Source organism: Bacteroidia bacterium (genome assembly GCA_019695265.1).
Lineage (GTDB): Bacteria > Bacteroidota > Bacteroidia > JAIBAJ01 > JAIBAJ01 > JAIBAJ01.
The window spans coordinates 23,476-42,344 of record JAIBAJ010000010.1; the positions used below are offsets into that span (position 1 = coordinate 23,476).

The following is an 18,869-nucleotide window of genomic DNA, read 5'->3' on the forward strand; positions in this document are numbered from 1 at the left end:
ATTTGAAAGGCCGGATTGGAATTTTCCAGTCCGGCCTTTTTGTTTCTACTACTTTGATGAATTTAGGTTTAAGCCGGTTCCAAAACTTCCTGCATACGTTTTACCTTGGGTTTGGAATGCCATTCATAAAACAAAGAATTCGGATCCCACTTTTCTCTAATGCGCTGAACTTGTTCCAAATGATGGTCCGACATGAATGAAAAGGTTCGTTTGTGCAATCCTTCATCAGCAAGCTGAATACCCGTTGATAGATGTTCCATCGATTTCATGGTTTCAAAGGCCCATTTCCCATATTTGGCAGTATCTTCCGGGTTTTTCCAACAACTGTACAAAGCTAAATACAGCTTGTCTTCTTTGCTGTGGGCCATATTGGTCGGTATTTGATCGGCTTGCCAGTTTAACCACAAAAAATGTGAAGGAGAGGCCGGTAGGTGGTGGGCGATGTTTTTGATATGGGGCAATAGTTCTTCTATACCGGCATGGGTCCACATATTATCTACTCCCCAATGGTGGTCTTCCGGGTAATGGCTCATAACAGCGCGGTAAAAAAGTTCCATTCCGGGATTAAAGGTGGGTAAGGAAAACAAGGCTTTTTTTCGAATCGGACTTTCTTTCATAAACCGCTGAGCCTCTTCAAACTCGTCTCTGCTATCTGCGAAAATGGGAGCAAAAGCCTCCATTCCCGGCCCCAGGAAGCCATTCATATTTCGGTTCATTAGAATTTGAAATTCAACGGCCTTTGGAATGGATGGCCCAACTTCATGAGCCCAACGATACACTTCTTCCAAATGGGCCATTCGGAAATTCTGTATCATAACTCCACGATAGGCTGGCAGAGGAAATAGCTTCAGATAAAATGCAACCACTACTCCAAAAAAGCCCGGACCCGAACCCCTTGCCGCCCAAAACAAATCGGCATTTTCCTTTTCACTGGCATGCACCAGTTCGCCACTTGCTGTCACAATATCCATGGCTGCAATGTGTTGACACGCAATTCCCATTTTTCGGCCGTTCCATCCATAACCGCCTTGCAATAAATAGCCACCGATGCAAACGCCTTTGCAATGCCCCGCCGGAAAAAAGAGATTTTGATTTACCAAGGCTTTTAGCAACACACTTCCTCCTACTCCCGGACCCGCTTTGGCAAGCATGGCCTCTTTGTTCACTTCAAATTGGTTGAAGTTTTTCATCAGAAGCAAAATACCATTGTCGCGTATGAAGTTTGCACTAAAGCTATGTCCACCCGATGAAATGCTGACCTTTTTCCCAACTCCTTTGGCGTATTTCAGCACAGCAATTACGTCTTCGATGGTTTGGGGTTCTATCACCATGGAGGGTCGAATGCCATGGTCCCATTTGTTAAAAAGGGTGCTTTTTACCAGGGTATCAAAGCCAGGTTCTCCGGCTTGGGTAACTTTACCTGCCAAAGCCAAGCTTTCGGTTTGGTGGGTTTGGTATAATTCAGGAAGAAAGCCGGCCAAATGTCCCATCTCTTCACCGCAATGCAATAAAAGGTTTTGAGCAAAATTTTTGGGAAGAGGCTTTAATTTAGAACCGATGAATTTGGCCAATTCAGGAATTTTGCCTCCATTTCTTAATCCAAGGTATGCTGCCCCAATCCAGAATCTGGAACGCATTTCGGAACCGTTTTCTGTTTGGCGAATCTGGTGTACTAAATATCCAAAATCAATAGGGGCATCTACCAAACCTAGTCGGGCACAAATAAAAACCTGCTTGTTTTTTTCTGAAATGGAGGCTTTGGAAAACCCAAAATCAAGGGGAGATTTGAACTGTATGGCAGCATCCGACAATTCTTCTCCGATATATTCACGAATGATGGAAGTGCGTCCAATGTAACAGGAATCGGTTTTCCCATCGGACCAGCGCGCTGAAACATGGGCCCCGGGATGCCAAAGTCGGTAACGTTGGTCCTGTGAACCGTGCCAGCCAAACCACCAATCCCACATTTCGGGCTCTACTCCGGGCATAGGTGTTAGAACCGCTATTTTAATACTGCCGTCGGACTTTTGGCAATATCCGTTTTCAACAGGTTGGTATCCCGGATTTTCAAGTTCTGCCACTTGCTCAAAATCAGGGAGCTTTTCCCATGGCAGGGAGCCGGATGCAATGGCTTTTTTTATTTCTAAATCCGGTTGATATATAGTTTCATTGAAAAACCCTGCAAGGTCTTGATCGAAAGTGATTGGTTTTACCTGATTAGCCATGTTGATACCGAAATAGAGAGGCCAAAAGTAGGGGAGGGGAAGAAAATAAACACTTGAATTAATTCAATAAATGCCTCACCTGCAGGTTAACCCAAATTTATCTAATGTATAGTCTAATTATACCAATTTTAATTTATAAGTAGTCCAAAGGGTTTTTATAAATTTAGATTGGTAAGTACCGAGTATACAGTATGTTAGGTCAAATTTCTCAATAAAAATTAATACCAAAATTGGACTAAACATAATGTACATTCGGTATAAGTTTAGAAATGGAAATGGATGGGTGTTTTTTTGGGTAAAGGGCGATACTTTTCGGATTTGCACCTCGGGCAACGATAGAGGCAAGTAGCCCACAGAACCCCGACGGGGCTAGCCTAGGGGGGCGAGGACTACAGCCGATAGCGTGACCTTTTCGCCTTCCATAATAAGTTGATATTCGCATAATTGCCGGTGGCGAAAAGGGGCCCGCATAAACAGAAAAAAAGGAATTATTTCCGGGACAAACGTTTTAATTTGGATAGCCATTCGGGCGAAATACCCATTAGTTCCGCAATGTATTTGGATGGTACGTTTTGAATTAAAGATGGAAGATTTTTTAGGAAATAAGCATACAAATCCTCCGAACGGTAAGCGATAATTTTCAATTTTAAATCGTTTTCTTCCGTTAAGGCTTTAATGATGGTCGAATGATAAAAGCGATGTAGCTGCGGGTCGCGATCAATAATTTCCACCAAAATCTGTTTAGATAAGGCCAATACCGTGGAGGGTGAAATAGCTCGCAATTCGCAATGAGTGGGAGTTTCTTCAAAAAAGCTATCGACACAAACCATGAAAGGATGCAAGTCGGGCAGAAAAAAATTGATGGTTTTGAAAATGTCTTTTTCTTCATCGATGTACCGGCAAACAAAACCACCTTCAACCACGACATATAAAGTATCATTGATTTGTCCGGGCTGTACCAAAACCTGGTTGGATTTGAGTTGGATAGCCGTTCCATTGGCTAACATTTCCGACAGTGTACCTTCTCCAAATTCGGGTAGTATTAAGTTGGAAATGAATTGATTGGGGTTCATGCCGGAAAAAATGGAATAGGAAAATTAATTAGAAGTTAGTCCAAACCTTTGACGAAAGCATTGATTCATAGCGTTGTATATTTCGAATAGGTAATAACCATTTTCCAAATCGGGCAATGAAAGTAGGAGCAGGGGCGAATTCGTTTTTCCGGTTTTTAGGCGTTTGCCCTGTAAATCATAAATTGTCCACGTATACCAATCGGTATCAGGCAGGGTCATTTTCAACTCTTTTCCCTGTTGTTGCAACACCAAACCGGATGGGTTCATGGAGTAGGGTTGAATGGAAATGGGCTGACTAATTTCCCTTGCCGGACGGCCGGACCAGGGGCAAAATTGTCCAAGGGTTTGCAACCAATACGCTGTGTCTGCGTCTACATCCGAATAAGGGCAACCATCGCATACCTCGATGGCAAGTTCGGCCAGGTTCCATTGGTTGGGGTTAAAGTGCCAAAGAAACCAATGGTTGGCATTGTGGTTGTACCCTGAATTTCCTGCTTCAATAGTCCCGCTAATAAATTTGCGATTCTCTATTGGTCTGCCCAGGTTGGCTAATACGGTATCAATTAATTCGGGGTTGGAAGTCGCGGCAATGAAGGAGGTATCTTGCCAGGCTCCATGGCCACATTGGGTAGTAAATTCAAAATACCTCCAGGTTTGGGCTTGGGAAACCGAAAGATATAAACAGGCTGAAAGGGCGCACAGCAACAAGGTTTTCATGTCCTAAAAGTAATAAATAATACCAATTTTAATTTATAAATAGTCCAAAGGATTATTATAAATTTAGATTGGTAAATACCGAGGATACAGAATGTTAGGCCAATTTTCTCAAGAAAAATTAATACATTATATTGGACTAAACATAATGTCCATTCGGTATAACCGGCTATTAAATGCCTGAATAATCCGTGTAGCCAACAGCGTCGGCCGTGTAAAACGTTTCAGGATTTGCCTGATTTAATGGTAGTTTTCCGGCAATTCGGGCGGCGAACTGTGGGTTAGCCAAAATACCTTTTCCAAATCCAACTAAATCAGCAATTCCTTCTTGTAATTTTTGTTCGGCACTTTCAGGGTTTAATCCATTACAAAGGATAAGGGTTTTTTGAAAAGCATCCCGAATTCCTTGCAAAGTGCGGTCTTGCATTGCCGGATTGATGGATAAGTGAATGTAAGCAATTCCGATTGCATTTAGTTTTTGCGCCAAATACACGTACAATGCATGAACTTCTTCTGGGTCATAAGCCGGCAAATCGTTGTAGGTTGAATAAGGCGAAAAGCGGATTCCGATGCGTTCGGCTCCAATTTCGGCGCTCATTTTTTCAACAAGTTCTATTACAAATCGGGAACGGTTTTCGTATTCTCCACCGTATCCATCTTCACGGCTGTTTACCGTTGGATGCAAAAATTGTTCTAATAAATAACCATTAGCCGAATGCAATTCAACGCCGTCAAATCCGGCTGCCATAGCGTTTTTACCTGCTTCCACAAAGGCATTCATAACCTTTTCAACCCCGTCTGAGGTAAGAGCCAAAGGTTGAGAATTATCCACCATTCCCAGGCTGTCTGAAAATATTTTTCCGGACGGCTTTTTGGCAGACGGCCCCACTAAATAAAATCCTTTCGGGAGGTTTGATTCATGCCCCACTCGTCCGGTATGCATCAACTGAATAAAAATCTTAGCTCCTTTTTGATGTACAGCCTTGGTAACTTTTTTCCAGGCTTCGACTTGTTCACGGTTAAAAATTCCGGGAATTCGGGCGTATCCAAGTCCTTCCGGCGAGGGAGAAGCTCCTTCTGTAACAATCAGTCCAATGTCGGCTCGCTCGGAATAATACGTTGCCATTAATTCGTTCGGTAGGTTGCCAATAGCCCTGCATCGGGTCATCGGCGCCATAACAATATGATTTTGTAAGGACAATCCTTTTTGTTTGTAAGGACTCAACAGTTTCAAATCAGCCATAATCTTTCGGGACGCAAACCTAGGAATATTAAGCCTTGCAGTACCCAAGAATTTGTAAACTTTTGTGAAAATTATTTTACCCGGATTAAGGTATCAACTGATTTTGATTTTTTTCCGGATTATTTGGCGGGCCCATTCGCATTAGATTTTGGGTTTTGTCCGAAAATTAACTGGCTCATGGCCGGGCTATCGGCTGTAGTCCTCGTCGCACTTGGCTAGCGCCGCGTGCTCCTGTGGGCTACTTGCCTCTATCCCTGCCCGAACCTAAGCCCGAAGTTCTCACCATTTCCTTACTCCCGGTAATACACCCGCTTTACCCTTCTCGAAACTCCGGTAAGTATTTCATACGGAATGGTTCCTTGCAAGGCCGCCAGATCCGAAATACTAAATCCTTCTCCAAAAACAGTTACGGAGTCACCTTCTTTACACGATATTCCGGTAATGTCTAGCATACACATATCCATACATACACTGCCAACAATGGGAGCCATTTTCCCATTCACCAGCATTCGTCCTTTTCTATTGCCTAAAACTCTACTTAATCCATCGGCATATCCAATTGGTACCGTAGCAATGGTTTCAGGGTTCACTACCATTTCTTTTCGTCCATAACCCACGCTGTCGCCGGGTTTAATGTATTTGATTTGCGAAATAATGGTTTTCAACGAGCTAACATTTCGTAAATGGCGCTGTTCTGCTGAATTGGAAGCAACTCCGTATAATCCAATTCCTAATCGTACCATGTCAAATTGGGCGTCCGGAAAACGGGTAATACCACTGGAATTTAAAATATGTCTCAGCACCGGATAGCCCAGGTGCGAGATAATTTCTTCGCTCATTTTCTTGAAGAGGTTAATTTGTCCGTTTGTAAACCTATCATGAGCCTGGTCTTCGCTGGCTGCCAAATGGCTAAACAAGGAAACAACTTTTACCCGTTTTAGGTTTTTGAGCCGGATGATGAGTTCATTGATGTCTTCCGCTTCAAAACCAAGTCGATGCATGCCGGTATCCAATTTTATATGGATGGAAATGGGTTCTAAAATACGGTCGGTATTTCGTTGAAGCGCACGTTCAAAATGACCAAGAATTCTAAAACTATACAGTTCAGGTTCTAGTTTATATTTAATCATGGCATCGAAACTTTGTTCTTCGGGGTTCATGACTAAAATGGGTAAACTAATTCCGGCTTTTCTTAATTCTACTCCTTCATCCGCATAGGCAACAGTAAGGTAATCAACCCGATGAAACTGCAATAAGGATGCAATTTCATGTCCGCCACTACCATACGAATAGGCCTTAACCATGGTCATTAGTTTGGTTCCCGGGCTCAGCAAGGATCGGTAATAGTTCAGGTTGTGAACCATCGCGTCCAGGTTGATTTCCATTACGGTTTCGTGGGCTTTTTGCTGTAAGAATTTGGTTATTTCTTCAAACCCGAACGACCGAGCTCCTTTTAGCAAGATGGCTTCGTTTTGGAAGGAGTTGCTGCTCGACTTTTCAAGAAAAGAATCTGTATCGGAAAAAAATTGTTTATTGAGGTTGAATAAAGCCTGGTGTTTGGTAATCTCGGTTCCAATTCCTATCAGCTTGTCAATTTTATAGGTATGAATCAGTTCGGCTACTTCGTGGTAAAGTTGGTCTGACCCTTTTCCACTTTGCAGAATATCCGATAAAACCAACGTTTTGGTCGGGTGTTGGTGCTGTTGATTCAGGAAATCCAGGGCAACGGCCAAAGAACCTAAGTCGGAATTGTAGCTATCGTTGATAATCGAGCAATTGTTAACACCTTCTTTGAGTTCCAGTCGCATCGCCACCGGACTCAGGTAGGACATGCGTTGCGAGATAATTTCGTTGGAATATCCTTCGCTCAATAAAAAGGCCCAACAATGAATGGCATTTTCTATGGAAGCTTCATCTGAAAAAGGAATGGAAATGCTAATGAAACGGTAGTCGAAAATGCCTGAAATTTCAGTTTCTCCTTTGTTTTTACTAACTTTAGTAACAGCTAAATCCGCTTTAGTTCTTCTGCTCCAGGTAAAAAGTTTGCAATCCGATTCCAGGTTTTCGCCCGGCATGGCCAGTCGGTAAATATCATCGTAATCCTTGCAAAAAATCAACTTTTTTACATGCTTAAACAATCGTAGTTTTTCCCTGGTTTTTTGCTCCAAATCCTTAAAATTTTCCGAATGGGGCTGTCCTATATTCGTAAAAATGCCGATGGTAGGGGAAATAATGCTTTCAAGTTTATCCATTTCTCCCGGTAAGGAAATTCCGGCTTCAAACAGGGCCAGGTTATGTTGTTCCTCCATTTCCCAAACACTTAATGGAACCCCAATTTGGGAATTGAAACTTTTTGGACTTCGAACAATGGAATAGTCTTCTTGCAGCAAAGTGTATAACCATTCTTTTACAATGGTTTTTCCATTACTCCCGGTAATTCCAATAACCGGATACCGGAATTGTTGCCGGTGAAATTTGCTTAATTTTTGTAATGCCAACAAGGTATCCGAAACCTGAATAAAACAAGAACCCGGGAAATGTTCCGGTTTAAAAGTTATATCAGAAACCAAAAACACCCGAATACCTTTGTTGTATAATTCCGGAATATACAAATGGCCATTGTGCCTTAATCCTTTAATGGCTACAAATAAAGCACCTTCAATACTGGATAGTTTGCGGCTATCCAACAATATTTCGTGTATTACTAGGCTTTTTTCCCCATGTAATTGGGCTGACAATAACTGGGCAATTTCTTCGCAAGTATAGGTTCGATGCATGGTTGATACAAAGGAAGCAAGGAAATTAAAACCAAAAACCAAAACCCGAATTGTTTTTTGGCATAGTTTTTATGATTTACCTGTTTATATTTGCCATAACTAATTCAAATTTCTTATGAAAAAACTAAGCGTAGTATTTGCCTTTTTATTAATGGTTTCTTTGGCCAATGCCCAAAACATTGTTGGAAAATGGAAAACAATTGACGATGAAACAGGTAAGCCAAAATCTGTAGTAGAGATTTACCAGAAAGGAAACGAGTATTTTGGACGGGTAATTAAACTGTTTCGTGAACCAAGTGAGCCTCAAGATCCGGTATGTGATAAGTGTTCCGACGACAGAAAGGGTAAAAAAGTATTGGGAATGGAGGTTATTCGCAACTTGAAAAAGAAAGGTAACGAATATGCCGATGGCACCATTATGGATCCTAAAAAAGGACAAGTTTATGATTGTAAAATCTGGTTGGAAGGAAATACCCTGAAGGTACGTGGATATGTTTTGTTTTTATACCGCACCCAAACCTGGCATCCTTACAAAGAATAAGTGGATTTAAACTTTTTTTGAAACCAGGCCTCTAAGATTCTTAGGGGCTTTTTTTTGGAAATTATTAATAATGTTAAATGCCAAAGCAAAAGCGCCATGGTTCAAATGCCGGTGAAGAATAATTGGACTATTATTGATTTGCAATAGGTATAATTAGGAATAAACAACCTTAATTGAAAATTATCGTACCATTACATTGAAAAAGGATGAGGCCTGTTTTGTTTTTCCATCTGGCAGTATTGCTGTTGTTAGGCTTGAATAAAAAAGTACAGGCACAACAACTGCAGCAAGATTGTTTTTCGGCGATTAATGTTTGCACGGCTTCTTATTCTCAAAACTCCATAAACAGTGGCTTTGGTTCAGTTCTGGATGTTGCCCCGTTAACAACCTGTTTAGATAGTGGTGAGGCCAATTCCAGTTGGTTTATTTTTAGGGTAATAAGTGGAGGCAGTTTTAACTTTCAAATTGCGCCCAATACCAGCAGCGATGATTATGATTTTGCACTCTATAATTTATCCGGAGATAGTTGCGCTTCTATTGCCAATGGTGGATTACAGCCTTTGCGTTGCAATTATTCCTCTACTCCGGGAAGCACCGGTTTGCAAAATGGTGCCACCGGAACCCAGGAACCAACTGCAGGTCCTAATCAATGCTCGCCTTTAACGGTAACTACCGGACAAATTTATGCCCTGATGGTCAATAACTTTACCGGATCCACCAATGGTTATGTGCTCAACTTAGGCGGAACAGCCAGTGTTTTCGACAATGTTTCTCCACAAGTTGATACCATTACCCACGGAACAGCCTGTAATCCTAAAACCATTTACCTGTATTTCACCGAACCGATTCTTTGCAGTAGTATTTCTTCCGACTTAAGTGAGATTACTATTACCGGACCGGCGGCACCAACCATAACAAGTTTTACTGCGGTAGGCTGCAATTCCAATGGAATGACCAACCGAATTAATATCACTTTTGCCTCAGCAATAAGTGCCATTGGAAATTATGTGGTCCATTTTGGTAATGGCTCAGATGGTGATACTTTTATAGATGGTTGTAATAATTATTTGAATCCCTCTTATACCTATACCTTCCCGGTTGATCACATTGGCCCAACAGTTACCTTGGTTTCAGTAACTAATTCCAATTGCACCTCCAATACCGGAGCTGTAGATGTTTCTGTTTCCGGAGGGCAACCACCTTATACCTATTCTTGGAATTCAAATCCTGTTCAAACTACTCAAGATCTTTCCGGAGTGGGCAATGGCACCTATTCTCTGGTGGTAACAGATGCTATCGGTTGCACCGCTTTTTATTCTAAAACCATAACCGACCTAAACTCTCCGACCTTAACCCTGGTACAAAATTCACCAATTACCTGTTATGGGCAAAACAATGGTAGCGCCAGTGTGTTAGCAAGTGGAGGAACTCCACCCTATATTTATACATGGAACACCACTCCTGTGCTTACCGGATCTTCTGTTAACTCCTTAGGTCCGGGTGCACATAGCGTAACAGTAACAGATTCGCAAGGCTGTTCCCGGTCCTTGAATGTTACTACCATTCAACCCGGACCTCTCAATATTCAAATTTCAAAGAATAATACTACTTGCGGAAACTCCATCGGATCTATTAATGCAACTGTTTCAGGGGGAATTCAACCATATTCTTATTCCTGGAATACAAGCCCGGTTCAAACCGTCCCTAATTTAACCAATTTGCCGGTAGGAATTTACACCCTTACTGTCCGCGATTCGAACAATTGTGTGAGTGCTTCCACTGTTACCATAGCCAGTACAACCGCTCAATTGGGGTCTATTCAATCGGCTACTCCCTCTTGCGACGAACCCAGTGGAACAGCCACAGCTATTGCCACAGGACCTAATCCGCCCTATACATTTTTATGGAACACCCAACCTCCGCAAAATACCGCCGCGGCTTCCAATCTTTCGGCAGGAACCTACTATGTGGTTATTACCGGAAGTGACAATTGTTCCCAAATTTTGAATGTAAAGGTCGACACTCTCATGGATGTGATAGGAAATCTGATAGTTTCAAACGATGCTTCATGTGGTGAAGCGGATGGTTCTGCTACGGTAGACGGTTTATTGGGATTAAGCCCTTATAGTTTTCAATGGCAAACAAATCCTGTTCAAACTTCCGCTACAGCCACCGGATTATCTGCCGGAACCTACCCGGTAATAATTACAGATGCCAATGGTTGTGATGATACTCTTCAGGTGGTGGTAAGCGAATTGGTTGGAACAGCAGATTTTACCTGGAGTCAAACTTGCTTTGGATATATAACTGATTTTTATGCAGTTACTAATCTTGATTCTGCTTTTTTTGTTTGGAGTTTTGGCGATACAACCAATTTATTAACCAATGCAGATACCGGGCAACAGGTAACTCACTATTTCCCAAGTCAGGATTCATTTTATGTTACCTTAATCTCTTCCGGAGGATGTTTGCAAGACACTTTAACCAAGGCATATGCCGTAAATCCTTTACCGGAACCTTCTTTTACAACAGGCAACTCGACGCTATACACGGAAAATAACTTACAATTTCAATATACTGGAACCCCGGCGCAAACCTATTATTGGGATTTTGGAAACAATACCACTTCCACTTCTTCAACGCCCAATACGACTTACCTGGATAGCGGAACACATGTGGTAACCTTAGCTGTGATAGACGCGAATGGTTGCACTGATACCATCCAAACCACCATATTTGTTGCTAAAAAGCCAAACATTTACATGCCAAATGCTTTTGTTCCGGTTAATCAAAGTAAAAATCCCATTTACAAGGTTTATGGTTATGATGTAGATGAAATAGATTTTAGGATTTACAGCAGGTGGGGAAACGTTGTTTTTGCTACCCAGGATCCTCAGCAAGCCATGGATAATGGCTGGGATGGAACATATTTAGGTAAACCCTTGCCCCAAGGTGTTTATGGTTATAAAATTTGGGTTAAGTTTGCTGACCAAAGAGAATTTGAGAAAACAGGAACAATTACTTTAGTGCGTTAATACCATGAACCACTTTTATATTGAGATTACACTACCCGATTATTTTTCGGAAGATTTTATTAGGAAAATCCCTCAACAACGCGAAGTGGTTGACGATTGGATGCAAAAAGGCATTATTTTAAATTATGCCTTAGCATATGACCGAAGTAAATTGTGGATTGCCATGTTAGCCGATTCAGAGCAGGAAGTGATGGATGTTTTGGCAACATTTCCGCTAGTCGATTATATGAAACCCGACATTTTTAAACTGGCATTTTACCAAGGTGTAGCTCCAGGTATTCCTTCCTTTTCGCTCAATTAATTGAACCCCAGGGAATTTCAAAATTCCGCATTAAATTCTTTTTCAACCTTAGCCACTTTGTGTTGATCCCCCACCTAAATTTGCCTCGTTAAACCTGTATAGAATGCCTAAAGAAAGAATTTTTGTAATAGGAGCCGGTGGGCAGATTGGAACAGAATTGGTGGAGGGCCTAAGGAAAATATATGGCGAGGAAGGAGTAGTTGCCTCGGATATCAAAAAAGCAAGCGATTCGGTAAAACAAGGCTTGTTCGAACCATTGGATGTGTTGGATAAAGACCGTTTATTAGAACTGGTAAAGAAGTATGAGGTAAAACAAATTTACTTGTTAGCCGCCTTGCTTTCTGCAACAGCCGAGCAAAAATTAAAATCCGCCTGGAAACTCAATATGGAAGGGCTTTTTAATGTGTTGGATTTAGCTAAGGAAAAGCAAATTCAAAAGGTTTATTGGCCAAGCTCAATTGCAGTTTTTGGTCCCAATACTCCAAAGCAAAACACTCCACAATACACTGTAATGGAACCGAATACAGTGTATGGAATCAGCAAACAAACCGGAGAAAGGTGGTGCCAATATTACCATGAAAAGTTTGGAGTGGATGTTCGAAGCTTACGTTATCCGGGATTAATTGGATATAAATCCGATCCGGGAGGAGGAACCACCGATTATGCAGTTCATATTTTTCATGAAGCCATCGAAAAGGGTCAATATGAGTGTTTTTTGTCAGAGAACACCTATTTGCCAATGATGTATATGCCCGATGCTATTAAAGCAACAGTTGGGATTATGGAAGAAGAATCAAACAAAATCAAAATAAGAAGCAGTTACAATCTTTCCGGGATGAGTTTTTCTCCAAAAGAACTTTCGGAAGAAATAAAAAAACATATACCCCATTTTTCCATTTCCTATAAACCCGACCATCGTCAAGCCATTGCAGATAGTTGGCCGGCAAGCATAAACGACTCTGAAGCACGCCAGGATTGGGGATGGAAACAGGAGTATGGTTTGAAAGAAATGGTTAATGATATGTTGTTGCACCTGCAACCGGTGGAAGGATAACCCATGGCAAAGTTTGTTCTTCAAATGGATGAACCTACCCCGGATTATATCCTAATTGGGGTTTCTTGTCACCAGAAGGATTACCGGGCTGCGTGGGCCATTGGCAATTCCATGGGACTGGAGTTTGCCCGGGACGAAGAACCATATACCATTGTGCAAAAGAATGGTACCAAGGCCTATTTCACTTCCTTTTCCTATTTTCCCAGCCAGGAAGAACGCTACCTGTTGTTAGCCAATAAGAGTGAATTTGGCACTTTGCTTCCTGAGCTTACTCAGTTTGATTTTATTTTGCTGATATATTCTCTTATTTCGGATGAAGAGGTGGAAGATTTGGTTAAACAAATTAGATCACATTCCTTAATACAATTTTGCAGTTTATTTAATGGAGAGCAAATGAAACACGCCTCTCGATTGCCTATTTTTTAAATCAATTAAAACTTATCTTTACCAACAAACTAATTTCCTGCCAATGAATAAATTATTTACCCCTGTTCTTCTAGCTTTCAGCCTTTTTTTGAGTTCCTCTCAAGCTCAAGTTGTTACCAATGCCTACTGCGATGGAATTCGATACAAGAACCAAATTTTTACAAATACTGTAGTTACTTCCAATGTACAGTATGGACAGAATACCGGTTATTGTGGAGAGAGTTACAGTCTTAAAATGGATATTTACGAACCGGAAGGTGACGCAGCAACTGCTCGTCCGGTTTTATTTGTAAACTATGGAGGGTCTTTTATTAATGGTTCTAAAACAGATGGTTATGTAGTGAATATTTGTAAAGATTTTGCTAAACGTGGTTTTGTGACTTGTGCGATTGATTATCGTTTATTTGACTTATGTAATTTTCCCGATTCGGCAATTATGTTAGATGTAGTGGTGAAGGCGGTTGGAGACCAGAAAGCTGCCATCCGGTTTATGCGTGAACATGCTGCAGATTACAAAGTTGACACCAATTTTGTGTTTTTGAGCGGTGTTTCGGCAGGAGGTATTTTGGCCTTGCACACAGCTTATATCGACGATGTGAATGAAGTGCCGGATTATGTTGCCAATACCATTCTATCCAATGGAGGAATTGAAGGAAATAGCAGCACCAATACCCAATTTTCTTCTGCTGTTCAAGGTGTTTGGAGCATGTCGGGTGGTTTGCATAAGGCAACTTGGATCGATAGCAATGACCCTTTGTTAATTGCCATTCATGAAACCCAGGATCCTACTGTTCCTTATGCCCATGGTTTTGCTCAAGTGTCAGGTTTAAACCTTATCTCTATTGATGGTGGTTCCCTAATGCACAATCAATGCGATAACCTTACCAAACCAAATGTGTTTTTCTCAATCGCCAACGCCGGACATACCGCATATATTCAAAAGCCAGCCATTATGGATACGCTCTCCAATTCGGCTGCAACCATGTTCGAATCAATTTTATGCGGTAATACTGCGCCAAATTTTGTTGCAGAAATGCCATTGAATTATAGTCCAAACGGTATCGAGGAAGTTCAACCGGCTCTTTTTACCTTAAGTCCAAATCCTGCACAATCTGAACTAGTAATTACCTTGGAGAATAAGGCTAAACTTGGAAGTATTTCTATAAAAGATCAATTAGGAAGAGTGGTGTATTCATCTGATTTAAATAACCAAAGTTCAGTAACCATTTCACGTGGTAATTGGAAAGCCGGATTATACTTTGCACAAGTTAATATTCCAAACCAAGGTACTCAAACACTTAAAGTGGTTGTAGAATAACTAGATCCAATTAATTGTATATATTTTTTTACCAAATGAGAATTTTTGGAGCCTTTGTATTGGCTATTATCCTGCCTTTTTCTTTGTTGGCAGACGAAGGAATGTGGCTGCCCAACCTGCTTAAGGCCTTAAATGAAAAGGAATTGGCTGCCAATGGTTGTCAATTAACTCCCGAACAGATTTATTCAATCAACAAAGGATCCCTAAAAGATGCTGTTGTGCATTTCGGTGGTGGCTGCACCGGTGAGGTTATTTCATACCAAGGTTTGATATTAACCAATCACCATTGTGGCTTTAGTCAAATACAAGCTCACAGTAGCCTGGAACATAATTATATTCGGGATGGATTTTGGGCAATGAGCCAAAAGGATGAATTGCCTAATCCGGGATTAACCGTAACCTTTATTAAGCGAATTGATGATGTTACCGCCCAGGTGATGGAAGGTGTTTTGGATTCTATGTCAAATGCCCAAAAAGAGGAAAAAATTCTTGCCAATGTAAAAAGGATAGAAGCCGAATCAGTGAAAGGAACACATTATACCGCTAAAATTAAGTCCTTTTTCTATGGAAACGAATACTATATGTTTACCATGGAAACCTTTAAGGATATACGGTTGGTGGGTGCTCCACCTGAATCCATCGGCAATTATGGAGGCGATGAAGATAATTGGGTTTGGCCTAGGCATACTGGCGATTTTTCCCTGTTTAGAATCTATGCCGATAAAGACAATAAACCGGCTGAATTTTCTTCTGACAATGTACCCTATAAACCCAATTATTCTTTTCCGATTTCATTGAAAGGGGTAAAAGAAAATGATTTTACCATGGTTTTTGGATTTCCCGGAAGGACTCAAGAATACCTCAGTTCTTTTGCGGTTAAGCAAATTGTTGAAGTCGTAAATCCTATCCGAATTAAGGCAAGACGAATCAGACTTGGAATTTGGGATAAATACATGCGAAGCAGTGAATTGGACAAAATAAAATATGCATCTAAATACAATCGCTTATCCAACTATTACAAAAAATGGACAGGGGAAAGTAAAGGACTGGAAAGGTTTAATACAGTTGGTAAAAAGAAAGATTTTGAAGCCGGATTTGAAACTTGGTGCAAAGCTGATTCTGTTCGAAATAAAAAGTATGGTAGCCTTTTGAAAGAATTGCAAAAGGAGTATGAGGCAAATGATAAGTTAGCCGCCGCTGCTGAGTTGTTTTCTGAAGCCGCTTCCGGAATTGAATTAATGACCTTTGCCAATTACTTTATGCCTTTGTATGAAAAAGCTAAATCTGCTAATGCAACGGTTGAAGAGTTTGAAGCTGAAAAGAAAAGATTGAAAGATAATTTTGGGGGTTGGTTCAAAAATTACCAGGTTAAGGCAGACAAGGAAATTTGCCCTCAATTGTTAGGTCTTTACTTGCAGGCACTCCCGGAAGAGTATAAACCTGATTTTTTAACGGTAAGTATTCAGGTTAAATTTAAAGGTGACATTGTTGCTTTTGTAGAGAACCTGTATCAACAAAGCAATTTTACTACCGAAGAAGCTGCAAAAGACCTGGTAGACAAATTGAGTAAAGACAATATTAAAAAGTTAGAGAGCGAACCTGCATTTGCCCTTTGGATGGATTTAGTTGCCGTTTACACGTTTAAAGTTCAGGATGCTTATCTGAAATCAAGTGACCGAATTGCCGCCTTAAACAAGCAATGGATGCAGGCTCAACGCACTTATGGAAAAGGAAAAAAATTCTATCCGGATGCCAATTCAACTTTGAGGCTGAGTTATGGCAAAGTGAAAGGATATGAGCCCAAAAATGGAGTTTTTTACCAACCATTTACAACGGCAGATGGTATTTTAGAAAAATCCAAAGACACCTTGATACCGGATTATAAGGTCAATCCAAGGTTATTGGAGTTGATAAAAAACAAGGATTTTGGACCTTATTCCTACAAAGGTAAATTACCTGTGGCATTTTGTGCTTCCAATCATACCACCGGAGGAAACAGTGGAAGTCCTGTTTTAAATGCCTATGGTCAATTAATTGGAACCAACTTCGACAGAAATTGGGATGGAACCATGAGTGATATCAGTTACGATCCGGATAGGGTTAGAAACATTGTTTTGGATGTGCGATATACACTTTTTATAATTGATAAATTCGCCGGAGCCTCCCATTTGTTAAAGGAAATGAAGATTGTAACAAATTAATAACCTGAATTGACCAGAAAATAAAGCTGCCGATGTTTAAAAAGAACTGGATTGGTTTAGCAGGGCTATTGGTTGTTATAACTATTCAAATGGCTTTGTATGGTTTTCCAAAATTGCTGAAACAAGGTCCTGCATCCATTCACCAATGGAGACAATGCGATTGTTTGGCAATGACCCAAATGTACTATGAGTACAACAATCCGTTTTTGGATCCGGAATTGTTGTTTTTAGGACCCGGAGGTAATGGAAAATGCACTCCTTCTGAATTTCCAATTATTTATTACAGTGTAGCTCAGGCCTGGAAGGTTTTTGGAAAAAGCGAAACCATTTACCGATTGTTGGATTTAGCATTTATGGTAATGGCCTTAATAGCTTTGTTTTATTTATTTAAGTTATACATTCCAAACCAATGGCTGGCTATAGGTCTTACTGCTCTTGTATTTACTTCCCCCATTTTAGTTTTTTATGGGGTGAGCTTTCTTTCTGACCCTTCAGCATTGTTTATGGCTATAGTTGGTAGCAGCTTATTTTTTTACTACTTACATCACAGATCTTGGACTTACCTGTTAGCCTCGGCTTTGTTTTTTTCGATTGCCGGTTGGTTTAAAATCAGTGCCGCCGCCGCATATGCAGCCATAAGCCTATTGTTGTTTACCGATTTAATTCGACTTTCCAATTTTGGACTTTGGCCTAAGAATCAAGTTTTGAAAATGATGGCCATTTGGGCCATTCCGGTATTGGCCTGGTTGCCTTGGTATGGTTATGCCTATTACCGAGGATTAATAGTTACACAAGGTAAAATGGAGTTTTTTCTGATAGGTATTTTACCTATTTGGAAAATGGATAAGGATTGGATTTGGAGTACCATAGGCCTATGTATTTCGGATATAAAACCACAAGTGTTTCATAGATCGGTTTTATTATTGTTGGTATTTGGACAATTATTCACTTTCTTTTTCTACCGGTATAGCAATAAACTTCTGTTTTGGTTATCCAATGTTTTTGTGCTTTTGTTTGTGGTTTATGTGTTATTGTTTTTCCAGGTATTTAATGTTCATGACTACTATTTTGTGAATATGATGGTAGTTCCAATATTTTTATTGTTGAATATTTCAGTGACTCTTTATCATGCTATTCAAACTGTTGAAGTAAAACGATTTGCCTTGGTTCTGTTTAGTATTTTATTAGTTTTTAATGTATACTATTGCTCTGCAAAGATGTCGGCACGGGTTCGTTCGCCAAAGGGTAAAACCCTTTATTCGTATGCATTAACCCCACGAGAAAAGGCTTTTTGGGATTGGTTTCACTGGGATCAGGAGCAGCACATGGGTAAGTTGAAAACCTTAAAGGATAAATTACCCGGATTGGGTATTCCAAAAGAAGAGCCGGTGGTAGTAATGGGCGATATTAGCATTAACGTATCGTTGTACCTACTGGAAAAGCGAGGGTTTACCGATTTTATGATAGGGGAGAGGAGAAATAATATTGATGTAACTAAATTTAAACACATCATTTTTTTATATGATCAGGCCAAAGAAAATGATGTTATAAAGCCTTACATTGGAGAAGAAATATACCGGGATGGCGAGCTAAGTATTTGTAAAACCAAACCTGCAGAATAGCCATAGAAAGCACAACCTTCATTTGACCTTTTTGGTACGAGATAGCGTCGGGTAGGGATAGTAGTGGAAAGCCCACAGCCGACCGTGGCGTTAGCACGGGCGGCGAGGACTTGGAACGGATAGCCCGACCATTCGCGTGCAGAAAATTTGTATTTGCAGACCCGGTTTTTGCGAATGGGACCCGCCAAATGAAAACACTGAAACTCGATCGTTTTCAAAGTTAGAAATAGAAGAGTCGGATGTTAATTGCCCAAGTTTTTAGTTGAAAAACTATGTCGTTCGTCCAAATTTTGGTGTTTTACTAAAACCTTTTTCTGTTTTTCGCCTATAAATGCCCTG

At 40.6% G+C, this 18,869-nt stretch carries 13 protein-coding genes; 8 read left to right on the forward strand and 5 right to left on the reverse strand.

The features are described 5' to 3' along the window. Positions 1–68: 68 nt before the first annotated feature. The 5 genes from K1X82_03175 to K1X82_03195 all read right to left on the reverse strand — a co-directional run bounded on the left by K1X82_03175 (position 69) and on the right by K1X82_03195 (position 8,032). On the reverse strand, positions 69–2,225 hold the full coding sequence (locus K1X82_03175) for an FAD-binding protein (GenBank protein ID MBX7181091.1): 2,157 nt from the start codon (positions 2,223–2,225) through the stop codon (positions 69–71). A 488-nt stretch (positions 2,226–2,713) separates the two neighbouring features. Then, complete coding sequence (locus tag K1X82_03180) at positions 2,714–3,298, reverse strand: Crp/Fnr family transcriptional regulator (GenBank protein ID MBX7181092.1); 585 nt, start codon at positions 3,296–3,298, stop codon at positions 2,714–2,716. A gap of 24 nt (positions 3,299–3,322) precedes the next feature. Continuing rightward, positions 3,323–4,015: a hypothetical protein gene (locus tag K1X82_03185; protein MBX7181093.1), complete on the reverse strand. Its 693-nt coding sequence runs from the start codon at positions 4,013–4,015 to the stop codon at positions 3,323–3,325. 169 nt (positions 4,016–4,184) lie between these two features. Further along, entirely contained in the window at positions 4,185–5,255 is a 1,071-nt protein-coding gene (locus K1X82_03190; protein MBX7181094.1) for an alkene reductase, read from the reverse strand. Positions 5,256–5,545: 290 nt separating this feature from the next. Continuing rightward, on the reverse strand, positions 5,546–8,032 hold the full coding sequence (locus K1X82_03195) for a bifunctional UDP-N-acetylmuramoyl-tripeptide:D-alanyl-D-alanine ligase/alanine racemase (protein MBX7181095.1): 2,487 nt from the start codon (positions 8,030–8,032) through the stop codon (positions 5,546–5,548). 115 nt (positions 8,033–8,147) lie between these two features. Here K1X82_03195 and K1X82_03200 point away from each other — a divergent pair, with 115 nt between their 5' ends. From K1X82_03200 to K1X82_03235, 8 genes are all read left to right on the forward strand, one after another. Then, positions 8,148–8,573, forward strand: a complete 426-nt coding sequence (locus K1X82_03200; protein ID MBX7181096.1) for a DUF2147 domain-containing protein — start codon at positions 8,148–8,150, stop codon at positions 8,571–8,573. Between the two features lie 254 nt (positions 8,574–8,827). After that, positions 8,828–11,608: a gliding motility-associated C-terminal domain-containing protein gene (locus K1X82_03205; protein ID MBX7181097.1), complete on the forward strand. Its 2,781-nt coding sequence runs from the start codon at positions 8,828–8,830 to the stop codon at positions 11,606–11,608. Positions 11,609–11,612: 4 nt separating this feature from the next. After that, complete coding sequence (locus K1X82_03210; protein MBX7181098.1) at positions 11,613–11,909, forward strand: hypothetical protein; 297 nt, start codon at positions 11,613–11,615, stop codon at positions 11,907–11,909. A 103-nt stretch (positions 11,910–12,012) separates the two neighbouring features. Further along, a complete protein-coding gene (locus K1X82_03215; protein MBX7181099.1) occupies positions 12,013–12,963 on the forward strand; it encodes an NAD-dependent epimerase/dehydratase family protein in 951 nt (316 codons plus the stop codon). 3 nt (positions 12,964–12,966) lie between these two features. Further along, complete coding sequence (locus K1X82_03220) at positions 12,967–13,389, forward strand: IPExxxVDY family protein (GenBank protein ID MBX7181100.1); 423 nt, start codon at positions 12,967–12,969, stop codon at positions 13,387–13,389. A gap of 43 nt (positions 13,390–13,432) precedes the next feature. Next, positions 13,433–14,707 carry a T9SS type A sorting domain-containing protein gene (locus K1X82_03225; protein ID MBX7181101.1) on the forward strand — a complete coding sequence of 425 codons (1,275 nt, stop codon included), beginning with the start codon at positions 13,433–13,435 and terminating at the stop codon, positions 14,705–14,707. A 35-nt stretch (positions 14,708–14,742) separates the two neighbouring features. After that, the gene (locus K1X82_03230; protein ID MBX7181102.1) at positions 14,743–16,908 is read left to right on the forward strand and encodes a S46 family peptidase; all 2,166 of its coding nucleotides are present in this window, start codon (positions 14,743–14,745) and stop codon (positions 16,906–16,908) included. A gap of 32 nt (positions 16,909–16,940) precedes the next feature. Further along, positions 16,941–18,530: a hypothetical protein gene (locus K1X82_03235; protein ID MBX7181103.1), complete on the forward strand. Its 1,590-nt coding sequence runs from the start codon at positions 16,941–16,943 to the stop codon at positions 18,528–18,530. Positions 18,531–18,869: the final 339 nt, after the last annotated feature.